The organism is Alteromonas sp. (assembly GCF_984505615.1).
In genome coordinates this window covers 4,454-15,414 of the sequence record NZ_CFHOXV010000062.1, presented here as the reverse complement: position 1 = coordinate 15,414, position 10,961 = coordinate 4,454, and the positions used below count along the sequence as shown (strand labels likewise).

Here is a 10,961-nt window from a genome sequence, read left to right as displayed (position 1 = left end):
TTTAAAATCCCTCGCTGGTAACAGCGTGCCGGTTCAAGTCCGGCCCCGGGCACCAACTTCCCTAATTTTAAAGGCCTGCAGGCCGATTCAATAACAAACCTGCCAATAAACCAGCCATTAATTTCTTTCTATTTATTTAGCTTATTCCCGAAGACTTGTAGTTATCAGTCATATTGATTTTGAGTGAATAAAGTGTAACTTAGGATAAAAAGGTGTTGTTCACAGTGGTGTAGTTGACTATGCCGCCTTGATATCTATTAAATTGTAAAGCAATTAAAAGGATACAGACGTGGCAGTTAAGCCAGGATTCAAAAGGAAGCATGAATTCCCTAATGAGTCGTTTATCCAAGAAAGAATTGAAAAATATTTTCATTCTAGAGGTTTTGACCTTTTGGACCCGGGTTTCGCTGACTTGAAGTGTATTCATAGTGAAAGCCGCGAGGTTTGGTTAATTGAAGCCAAAGGAAAGACCTCACAGATGGGGTTAGATTTTAGAACCTGTTTGGGGCAAATAATACAGAGAATGGAAAGTCCAGAGTGGATATATGCAATTGCACTTCCCAATCTTCCTCAGTATTTAAAGCAATGTGAACAAGTTTCTGTTTGGGTTCGCCACTTGATAAAATTGAATTGGATCTTTGTTTCAGAAGATGGGTCAGTAAGAGTAGTTGGCTTCGAAGATAGCTATACCGGATTAGATGTTTAACAAGTTCATTAAAGTCGCTCTCAACGTTTCCGGGTTGCTCAATCGCTCACGTTGAGGAGTTGAATATTTAAAAGGAATTTTAAATGAAAGCTTTTTTAATCATTTTTCTTGCCCTGTCAATTACGGCTTGTGCGGGTTCACCATTTCAATTTGAAAACGCAAGAAAAGTACAAATTGGTATGTCTCAAGGTGAGCTGACAACTCTGCTGGGAAAACCCTACATGGTTACGACTCGTGGGCAAGATCAAATTTGGGTATGGAGCCACGCTAACGGCATGACAGGTGCAGCAAAATCGGTATCTTTTGTCATTAGAGACGGAAAGGTTATATCAGTGCCGACCATCCCTGATTCTTTTGAATAAATAACTAACAACCAATTGTAGTTGCTCGCATATTCGCGGGGGCAATATTTTGCTCCCCCGCGAATAGCTGATACTGTAGACGCTATGTGTTGGTTTTTTCTGCCATAAGTTATGGACCATCTGTTCAACTAAAAGTTAGCACCGGCAGCCGCCTGTCTTGCAATTTCTTCCTGTCGCTGATATTCCTGCCTTATTGAACGAGCTGTGATTGAATCACCTGACTCTACAAGACCCGCTGTAACATTAGTCAGCAGATCAAGTGTCTTATCAATAGCAGCTTGCATGTTTACGAGCCCAGGAGCGTGACGTTTCATTGCTTGTGCTCTATAGACCGCTTGTTGCTGAGCAGTAAGACCAACCGCATAAGGGGTGCTATTCAGGATAGCGTTTAAAAAAGTACCGTCACCGCTCTCTATTGCGGTTTGAACATCGCGGAGTTGCTGCTCTTTTGATTGCGATCTAAATAAGGACCTTATTTCCTCGTTTTGTTGAGAGGAAAAACCTAACTGGCTCTCAAAATCTTTATGAATGTTCACCTTTAATTTCTTAAGGTTTGCAGTAGCGTCCTTTGCTCGAACGTCATAACTGCTCAACAGCCTATCGTAAGATGACGCAACTTGTTTTAAGTGCATGCCCTGAGTAATGTCAGAAGACTGATGATTCCGCATATTAACAACTTTCTTAATGTCGCTTACCACTGATGCTTGTAAATCCAATGCCGCTAATAGTTGGCTATTGGTGGCATTGTCCGGCCCCGCTAAATCTAAAATGCTCTTTCTCCACGCATCGCTTTTCAGGTGAACTGCCATATCCAGTTCTGGTAAAGGTTTGCGTGTATCTGCATGGCTTTTGTTGGTTTGGTAATTCATTTTTATTTCCTCATATAATTAAATGAACGAACAGGAGGACCGGCTACAAAATTTCGTTTCCGGACAGCGAATACTGCAGCACCAGCAACGCTATTGATAAGGTCGTCATGTTGGCCGGGGGGGTGGTCAATTCGTGGCTTAACACTATTCTTTCGTTCTAGGTTGCATAGCTCATATGTAAGCTGTTTTATATCGGGAAGCTCAATGCGTTGGGAGTTAACTAACGGTAAAAACTCAGCGTAGATCTGCGATTTATCAAGTTCGCAAGGACTGTAGTCAATTCCAATCTTTCTGAACTGCTCGCGAACCCAGTCGCCACCCCAGCGATCACCGGTAATAGTACGTACTCTGTAGGAATCGAACAGTTGGCTAAATTCCTTGGTAACTTGCTCAGGGCTAAAGGGGGGTTTAACGGCTCTTACTGCATCAACGATGATTGAACCGTCTTTATTATCCCTGTGGGCTATGGCGCATGTCATAGAGTCACGACCACTTCCACCAGCAGCATCGACAAAACCTATGTAGAAATTTTGGTGTGCTGGTGGCAATTCAATCCGGCCCGGAATAGTTACAGCTTCGACTGCTTCGCGAGAAATGAAACTTTCAACGTCTGTTCTAAACTGAGCGCCATATTCGGCCTTCGCGCAGGCTTCATCTTCTAAGTAAGCCTGATCAATAACCGACTTATCGAGAAGCGGGTTCATTAGTTGGGTTGGAGCTTGAGCTACTAACACTCGAACGCTTTGGTCATTGCCGTAATAGTTTCTGTAAGCTTCCCACAACACACCTTTACGCGCGTATGGAGACGATAGAGCTACCAGCTTACCGTTTAAAGTGGCTAGGCTTGGACGAAGCGCGTTGACGATCTCCTTATCAGGGTTGGCACTGTCTTCCGAGGTCATCCAAAAGGCTATTTCGTCTGCGATAACACAAGAGCACGTATAACCGCGAGTTCTGCGGTGGCTAGCTGTGGTGATCTCTATAACTGCACGGTTAGTTAGTTCGATTGATTCTGAACTCTCTCTTATCACCATTGATTTAAGCATAGGGCAGTCTTTAATCAGCCCAGTAATGTACCGAAAGACTGAGCGGGCCTGCTTACGGTCTGCTGCAATAACCATAATGGTGGCTACTTCACCTGGGCTTAGCTGATCGGCGTATTCGTTAAAGAATGCTTCATATACAGCAATAAGTGCGGCTACCTGACTCTTACCGCCACGGCGTCCGATAACCATGTACAATTCGTTAAATGGAGAGGGCGGGACAATTTGCCTGTTAGTTAACTCTGTATAGGCATCTCTGTCTCTATCGTCTAGGGGCAGTGCGTAGAACGCTTTTAACAAGACTCGCCAGTTGTCCCAACAATTAGCCGCGAACAAATCACCGAAAAGCCGGGGGTCGGCCATAGTTTCGACTATGTTCATTGGCTGGCCTTAATATATTGGTTAAGTGATACCTCACGGCGGTTGCGTTCAAGCCCTAACTTAGAGAATAGGCCGCTTAAGCTATTGCAGGCCTGAGTCCATTTGCCCGAATCAAAGTCTTGACCTTGGGCTAATTTAAGTTCCTCTTGTTGTAGGTGGTATTCAAGAAAAATTGCCCGGTCGATTAACGCTCGTTGCTGGTAGGAGAGATGAGAGTAACCACCCAGATCGTCACAAAGCGCGGAATGCCTGTTACGTAAATCCTGCGCGATACTGGTTCGCTGGTCCAGACTTTGCAGCCAGTCTTTCGTATAGCGGATTGGAGGCTCGATTTGCTTTGTCATAACTACCTTATATCTAGGTTCTATCTATAGGCTAAATATAAGGTAACCACTCCGTTATTGATAGGTAGGATGGCAGGTAAAGTTATCCATATCCGTACATGCCCTTAATATAAAGTAGTTGCGGAGCCTGATGTGGGCTCAATTCTTTCTGTTTGGGGCCGAATTTAAGGGGGTAGGGTACGGATATTCTTAAAAATCTTTCCCCGCAAAATCCGATATCTGGGTAGGGCAGGTAGGAGATGCAGGGCAGTTTTCTTACTGGCTCCCCGAATATATACTCAATACTAAACCCTTTTCCCCCTTTTAGGACCTATTGACCTACCTTGCATAACCTATCTGTCTCCACGCTTTTATTTCTCTGGCTTTAGAGAGTTAGGGGATTGGGTAGGGCAGTCAGACTTTTACAATGTTGCCCTACCTGTGACCTACATTGTAGAAGCGAATGCGCGACTGGTTGTTAGAGGTGGGACGAGCCAAGTTTTACGTCCTTTACTGTTCCCGGCCGGTTCCCCTATTATTTCACGGAGTGCCGCCCCGGCTTCTTTAGATTGTTGGTTAGTAGGGGTTGTAATACCGATATCAAATAACACCTCTGTAGCTGACTTCTTTGACCATAAACGTGCATCGCTACATTCTAAATCTAATCTGTCTTTAATTAGGCTGCTGACTGTTGTAATCACTTTGTGGCGCTTGTTAAGGCGTTCCAATTGACTCTCTTCATCATTAGTAAGCCACCACTGTTCTTTACTTTCGTAAAGGGTACGTACCTGAGCCCAAACTTGTTGCATATCAATTGAATGATGATAATTAACGCTTTCAACTGCTACCGTCCAAAAGCGGGTATTGCCGGTATCATCGACAAGAAAATTATCATCATTGACTGACGCAAAAAACACGGTTCGTCGCTGATACTCAGCTTCTACTCTGTCGTAAGGTCGTCTGACTTTATCCATGCTGCCTGTTATGAAACCTTTAAGCCTAGATATGTCCTTTCTAAATGTTGAATCAAGTTCACCTAATTCTACTAGCCAGTGTGTGACAGCGCCGATCACGCTATCTTTATTTGAGGGGTCGAGTAAGTGGTCTGTTTTTACCAGCTTTTTGCGTAGAAGTGGGTCGGGTACAAGACTTTCTAACCATGAAGTTTTACCAATTGATTGCGCTCCTTGAAGTGTTAGCACCCCACGGGCTTTGAAGTTTGCAGGTTCTAGAGCTGCAGCTACAGCACTTATAAGCCAGCGTTTAATCATTATGTCTCTCAATTCTCTAGGGTAATCTGCTTTTACTTCTAAAGTGTCGTATAGAGTACTTAAGCGATCTTTTCCGTCCCAAGGAGTTGATAGAATCCAGTCGGCTACCGGGTTATGCAAGTTTTGATCTGCGATTGCAAAGATGTACGATGTTACTTGTTCTGATGGAATATCATTTAGCTTTGCCAGACTAATACATTGAGTGAGAGCTGTATTATCGGCATTATCCGGCGAGCCAGATTGTCCAGGAACATTAATCGAATGTTTCTTCTTAATTACGTCATAGAATACTTGTATTCCATAATGCTGAAGCAGTGCCTCAATATTTTCAATCGTCGCTAGTACCTTGATGTTGCTTCCGGTTTTGTTTGATCTAATGTGAGGAAATAGAATGGGGTCCATTGGCCCCCATTTAAAAGGGCGTAATTCAGCATTCAGACCGGTCACAGTGCTTCTAAATGCTGCAGCCGTGTCGATACGTCGGGGTGATGTCCAACCCCCATTGACCGCTATGTGATACACCGACCCAATAGTTACCTCGCGGCCGCCTTTTTCGGCCTTAAAAGAAGCCCATTGCTGTTCTTGCGACTTCGGCTCGTATGACGGAGGGCAGCCATCCGGCCAATACTCGCCCCGAGACCATGCATCAAATAATGCGAATCCAGCCTCTGGGCTATCGTGATAATGATTCCTGAGAGCCATTCCGACTTTTAGCCATGTATCACGGGTCGTCGGGTCGACGTAGTGTAGCGCCGCGATAAGCGTATCCTCGTCTCGTGTTTCCGCCGTCGGCATCGTCGTCTCGACCCGTTCGACTTTAACGACTTCTATGGTCGGACAGTTAGGTAACTCCGGGAGTATATGCGGCATAGTGAGTGCATAGGGGCCGCAATTACCCGCAGGGGAGTAGAGATTCCCGGAGCAAATAAAGCCCTGTCCGGCCGTACGGGTATCGAACCCAGCGATCCAGTCAGACCGTTGCTTTATCGGCCGGTGGGTTCTAAACACGTAATGGGCGCCGCCGGACGGGGTATTCTGAATAAGGGCCGCATCCCAATTGAGACGGCATCCGAGGAACGCCTCGACGTCCGCTCGGGTTACGCCTTTTTGTGTATCCAAGTCGAGGACCACAAGGCCCGGGGGTACCATTACGCCGATGGTACCGCTTGACCAATCGAGGCGGGGGTCGTTCGGGTTGACTGTTTGCCAGTTTGCGCCTTTGGGTATCGCTGGGCCTTTCAGGTATTTCTGTTTTGCGTCGTCGAATCTAATCCAACAGGGGAAAACTTGAAGGTCGCAGTTTATCAAACATTGTTCTAATTGAGGAGGAGAGCTCATTAGTGCCCCCTTTTCCCACGAGGGATTACCGTAATAAAGTTCGCTTTTAGCAGGTCTTTAACAACGATACTCCAATGGGTCACTTTAGCTAGGCGTTCTTCATTTATAGTCTTAAGATCCGCCATTGTTTCGTAATCGCACATGAGTTCCATGAACGATGCTAAAGCGTACGCATGATGCTCTAGGACTCCAATCGCCTGAGCTGTGTCGAAGTAGGTGTATAAGGAAAGTAGCTCCTCTAAGTTCCTCTGCTGCTCCATAATTAAACCTCCGTGCTCTGCTGTTTTTCCCAGCGCTCTAAGTCATTCAATAGCCATCTTGTCGAGGTGCCGTGGAGTTTCACTGGAGAGGGGAGCTTGCCTTGCTTCAAGCGAAGCCAAACTGTTGATATTGCTATGTCGTAGCGATGGGCTACAGATTTTACTGATAGATATGTTTGCATTGTGTTGTGCCTATTTAAGTTAATTAAGACACAACCTATTATTCACATACTTTTGTTGCTGAAAATTCCCTTGCCGTACGTAAAATATAAATTCCGTACGAGTTACGTAATTATTTTTTTGGCCGTCCTGCTACTCTAGAGTAATCTGGGGCTATTTCTTGTAACCAAGGCTTTAATTTGTCTGGATTATTTTGCTTATAGCCCGGCAATAAGCTCGATACGTCTTCCCTCTCACAATAATCCCGAATGTGAGGGTATATTTCTCTACAAACATCAGCTAGACGTTTCTCTTCCTTGGTGTCTTGTTCCCATATCATTTTAGCTGCTTTCTGAACGTGACTTTTTAAAAGACTAATTCTGCATTTCTTCTCTATTAAAGGGAGTTGGCGATTATAATCCGCCAGCCTCAATTTATTTAACTCTATGGCTCGTTTGCTGTGCTCTATTTCATTCTCTAGTTCTTTTAATTCCCCAGGAGACTTCGCTCTCTCAATAGCTTGACCGAGTTTCAAAAATGCCAACGCTGTTTCGTGAATATCACCTCTTTGCAACACCTTTTCAGCCAGTAAAGCTTCACCATACAAGTCTAGATACCGTTTATCATTTGGTGACAAGTACAAACCTTTTGCGGCATAAAAATGTTGGTGATTGATATAACCTTCTAAAAGTGATTGAGCCCAATCTCTTAGTTCAAGATCGAAGGGGTGTTCTATTCCTAAATTCTCTTCAAAAGTATCGTATTTAAGTTGTTCCATTATTTCGCCTCCCTAATTTCGACCACATTATTAAAACGTTTCCGGCAGTATTGAGCCCATTCCTCCATAAGCGGCCGCCGCTCCTCTAATAGTGCGTTTCGAGCATAAGCCGCTCGTGTGCTGTCATTATTAACGTGGGCTAGAGCTAACTCGGTTAAATCGTCATCGTATGGCTGGTGGTCGAATTTGACATACTGACGTGCCCAGTCCTTGAAAGTACTTCTGAAACCATGAGCAGTTACGTCATAACCAATACGCTTTGGCACTTTTGATACCGTCGCGTCGGTTAAAGCTGTTCCTTTCGCACTTGGAAATATCAAGTCGGATTCTCTCGGCAAGGCTAGTAACAGATCGATTGCTGCAGAACTAAGCGGAATGTTGTGATCTTTAGGGTTCTCACCTTTCATTCGTTTAGCCGGTATATGCCAGATCTTTTCCTCCAAGTTAATTTCAGACCACAAAGCCCCGCGCATTTCCGCTGATCGGGTGGCGGTAAGTATTCCGAATTGTAATACCTTGGCTCCTAGCCATTCCTGCTGTTTTAGTTTCGTCCAAAATTCAGGCATGATCTCGACGTCTAACGCTTTATGATGTTGAGTTTTGCTAACTTTCTGAGGGGCAGGGAGTAAAGTTTTTAAGCCTCCGTCCCATCGTGCAGGGTTTAATTCGTTATAGATACCTCTGGCAATTGCCATATCAAAGACATGGCCGATGTAAATACGTAGTCTATTTGCCGTTTCAGTTTTGGTAACCCAAATAGGATCTAAAACTGATTTAATTCCGTTGAGGTCAATGTCAGTAATACGCATATCTCCGATGATAGGATACGCATAGTTGTCTAACATATTTGTGAGTTTTCGAACTTGCTGTTCTGTTTTGAATTCCTGGGATCGCTTTTCGACATATTCGAGAGCTAATTTTTTAAATGTATAGGTCTTCAACTGTTCCTTTTTAGCTTCAGAACGTCTCTGTTGGCGTTCTTCAATAGGATCGTAACCGTCACGCTTTATTCTGCGCTTTAGCTCCCCAGCTTCTTCTCTGGCCTGTGAAAGAGTGACTTCTGGATAGCTCCCGAGTCCGATCCATTTACGTTTACCATCAATGACGGTTCGAAGTATCCAGCTCGCCGCATCTGGTGGCGTTACCTGAATGCTTAACCCCGCAATTCTTCCTACTGGAAATATGCCTTTTTGTCCGCCATTCACTATAGCTCGGACTTCCTTATCATTCAGTTCTGCTGCTTTCTTTGGCATTTTATTTTACCTACCAATATACCTGCCATAAAATATCGGATAGAATTGTAGTGTAGTAGATGTATTTAGACAAGTGGGTTAGGTGTAAAGCCTTACGTTATAGGCTTTCTGTGGATTGTTATAGATAGGATTAGACATTTAAACAGTGCTGGCCCCGGGCACCATTTCTTAATGACTTCATATTCTTAGCAATCCTCGTTAGTTTAAATCCGTAAATTTTCAAATTTGTGACGATAATTGGCTGTATTTTTAGGATGAATCTTCGTATAGTGATTGAATCGTGCAGTTTTATTTACAGCCGTTCTAAGCAGGGACGTAATGAATCGATTCTTAATCTCAGCCGGTACACTTCGGCAAACTCTTGATGAAAATGCCATTTGCGTACTCCGTGCCATTATGTCGGATCCTGTAAACGGTACTGCTGATATTACCGGTTCACAAATTATACCCGGCGCCCTTGATATTAACCTTGATGAAGAAGGCAGTGACCACTCAGGAGATTTGCCGCATACAAATCTCTCTCCTGATGCGCTGGCTGTATTACTGGGAAGCTTAGGCATTACCGAAAATAGTGATGTTGTGATTTATGATAATCGTGGCATGTTTACGGCACCAAGGCTTTGGTGGATGCTAAAAGCAGCCGGCCATGATAAAGTAGCAGTATTAGACGGCGGCTGGCCAGCCTGGCAATCAGCGGGCTATCCTGATTCCGGAGCGGCTCCGCACAGCGGGAATGCACTTTACAATCCTTCTTCGCCTTCCCGCAAATGGTTTGTTAATGCTGAAGAAGTCAGCAACGCACTTTCACAAGATATCCAGATTATCGACGCCAGAAGCGAAGCCCGCTTTTATGGCGAAGTAGAAGAACCCAGACAAGGATTACGTCGGGGTCACATGCCCGGCGCGTTTAATTTGCCTTTTCAATGTGTATTAGACAACGGACGTTTTAAATCACCGGAAGCACTCAGACAGATTTTTGCAGACAAAGGGATCGACCTTGATAAACCAATCATCTGCAGTTGTGGCTCCGGAGTTACAGCATGTATTACCGGCATGGCCGCTCTGTTATGTGGTGCCACTGATGTATCCGTTTATGATGGCGCATGGGCAGAGTGGGGAGCAAATTCACACTTTCCTGTGGAGGTTAAATGATGAGCAATAAACCACGTGTCGTCGTGTTAACCGGGGCAGGTATTTCAGCGGAATCCGGTTTGAAGACATTCCGCGACAGCAATGGCTTATGGGAAAACCATAAAGTTGAGGATGTTGCGACACCTGAGGCATTTGCCGCAAATCCTGAACTGGTTTACCGCTTTTATAATGCACGGCGGGCACAACTGCAGGAACCCGGTGTGTTACCCAATGCGGCACACAGTGCACTGGCCAGACTTGAAAAGCAGCTTGGAAAAGACTTTCTGCTCGTAACCCAGAACGTGGACGACCTTCACGAGCGTGCCGGCAGTCAGCGCATGATTCACATGCACGGAAAGTTACTCTCAGCCCGTTGTACAGGTTCCGGCAAGTCTCACTCCTGGGATGAGTCTTTTGATGATCAAACTCCTTGCCCGTGTTGCACACCTGCTGCAGGCCTTCGTCCTGACATTGTATGGTTTGGCGAGATGCCGCTGCAAATGGACGATATAATCCTGGCTTTGACTAAAGCGGATTTGTTTATCTCAGTGGGGACATCAGGTCAGGTTTATCCGGCAGCCGGCTTTGTGCAGGTTGCGAAGGACAGCGGAGCCAGAACTGTGGAGCTGAATCTTCAACCCAGTGATCGCTGTGACATGTTCGATGAGTCTTACCACGGCCCGGCGTCTAAAGTTGTTCCTAACTTTGTCGACAGTCTGCTTGAAGAGTTATCACTGACCGCCACGTTGTAAATGTCGCCGTATTTCGATGAATTTATTACTATCGCTCTGGTACACCTGCTGGCAGTAGCCAGCCCGGGGCCTGATTTTGCTGTAGTTGTGCGTAACAGTGTTGCTTATGGTCGCAGGACAGCCATGTTTACCAGTGTGGGGATTGGCATGGCAATTCTGGTTCATGTGGCTTACTCACTCGTCGGAATTAGCGTACTTCTGAAAACCACCCCCTGGCTGTATACCGCGTTTACCTATATTGCCGCAGCCTACCTGTTATATCTCGCTTCCGGAGCGCTAAGAAGCGGCCCTGCACAGACAAACAATGAAGCAGGTGCTGAAATCGCCGCTAAACA

11 protein-coding genes and 1 pseudogene are annotated in these 10,961 nt (G+C 45.2%); 5 read left to right on the top strand and 7 right to left on the bottom strand.

Annotation, left to right across the window (positions count from 1 at the left end; genetic code table 11):
- Window positions 1-289 precede the first annotated feature (289 nt).
- Both AC4PME_RS19695 and AC4PME_RS19690 read left to right on the top strand, forming a co-directional pair.
- Window positions 290-706 carry a hypothetical protein gene (locus tag AC4PME_RS19695; RefSeq protein WP_491046285.1) on the top strand — a complete coding sequence of 139 codons (417 nt, stop codon included), beginning with the start codon at window positions 290-292 and terminating at the stop codon, window positions 704-706.
- Window positions 707-789: 83 nt separating this feature from the next.
- The gene (locus AC4PME_RS19690) at window positions 790-1,068 is read left to right on the top strand and encodes a hypothetical protein (protein ID WP_491046286.1); all 279 of its coding nucleotides are present in this window, start codon (window positions 790-792) and stop codon (window positions 1,066-1,068) included.
- Between the two features lie 128 nt (window positions 1,069-1,196).
- Here the strand turns inward: AC4PME_RS19690 and AC4PME_RS19685 are convergent, their stop codons facing one another.
- From AC4PME_RS19685 to AC4PME_RS19655, 7 genes and pseudogenes are all read right to left on the bottom strand, one after another.
- Window positions 1,197-1,937: a hypothetical protein gene (locus AC4PME_RS19685; protein ID WP_491046287.1), complete on the bottom strand. Its 741-nt coding sequence runs from the start codon at window positions 1,935-1,937 to the stop codon at window positions 1,197-1,199.
- Between the two features lie 2 nt (window positions 1,938-1,939).
- Complete coding sequence (locus AC4PME_RS19680) at window positions 1,940-3,361, bottom strand: terminase large subunit domain-containing protein (protein ID WP_491046288.1); 1,422 nt, start codon at window positions 3,359-3,361, stop codon at window positions 1,940-1,942.
- Complete coding sequence (locus AC4PME_RS19675; RefSeq protein ID WP_491046289.1) at window positions 3,358-3,705, bottom strand: hypothetical protein; 348 nt, start codon at window positions 3,703-3,705, stop codon at window positions 3,358-3,360. Before AC4PME_RS19675 ends, AC4PME_RS19680 begins: the two co-directional genes overlap by 4 nt.
- A gap of 425 nt (window positions 3,706-4,130) precedes the next feature.
- Window positions 4,131-5,750 (bottom strand): VapE domain-containing protein, encoded by a 1,620-nt coding sequence (locus AC4PME_RS19670; protein WP_491046311.1) that lies wholly within the window; start codon window positions 5,748-5,750, stop codon window positions 4,131-4,133.
- A gap of 129 nt (window positions 5,751-5,879) precedes the next feature.
- A pseudogene (locus AC4PME_RS19665) lies at window positions 5,880-6,293 on the bottom strand (bifunctional DNA primase/polymerase); the annotation flags it as partial.
- A 552-nt stretch (window positions 6,294-6,845) separates the two neighbouring features.
- A complete protein-coding gene (locus AC4PME_RS19660; RefSeq protein ID WP_491046290.1) occupies window positions 6,846-7,490 on the bottom strand; it encodes a hypothetical protein in 645 nt (214 codons plus the stop codon).
- Window positions 7,490-8,743: a tyrosine-type recombinase/integrase gene (locus tag AC4PME_RS19655; RefSeq protein WP_491046291.1), complete on the bottom strand. Its 1,254-nt coding sequence runs from the start codon at window positions 8,741-8,743 to the stop codon at window positions 7,490-7,492. Before AC4PME_RS19655 ends, AC4PME_RS19660 begins: the two co-directional genes overlap by 1 nt.
- Before the next feature lie 318 nt (window positions 8,744-9,061).
- Between AC4PME_RS19655 and AC4PME_RS19650 the strand changes: the two genes are divergently transcribed.
- From AC4PME_RS19650 to AC4PME_RS19640, 3 genes are all read left to right on the top strand, one after another.
- Entirely contained in the window at window positions 9,062-9,895 is an 834-nt protein-coding gene (locus tag AC4PME_RS19650; RefSeq protein WP_490708860.1) for a sulfurtransferase, read from the top strand.
- On the top strand, window positions 9,892-10,626 hold the full coding sequence (gene cobB / locus AC4PME_RS19645) for a Sir2 family NAD+-dependent deacetylase (RefSeq protein ID WP_490708861.1): 735 nt from the start codon (window positions 9,892-9,894) through the stop codon (window positions 10,624-10,626). The genes AC4PME_RS19650 and cobB overlap by 4 nt, the downstream gene beginning before the upstream one ends.
- The coding region (locus tag AC4PME_RS19640) for a LysE family translocator (RefSeq protein ID WP_491529723.1) at window positions 10,627-10,961 on the top strand (335 nt) is incomplete at its 3' end.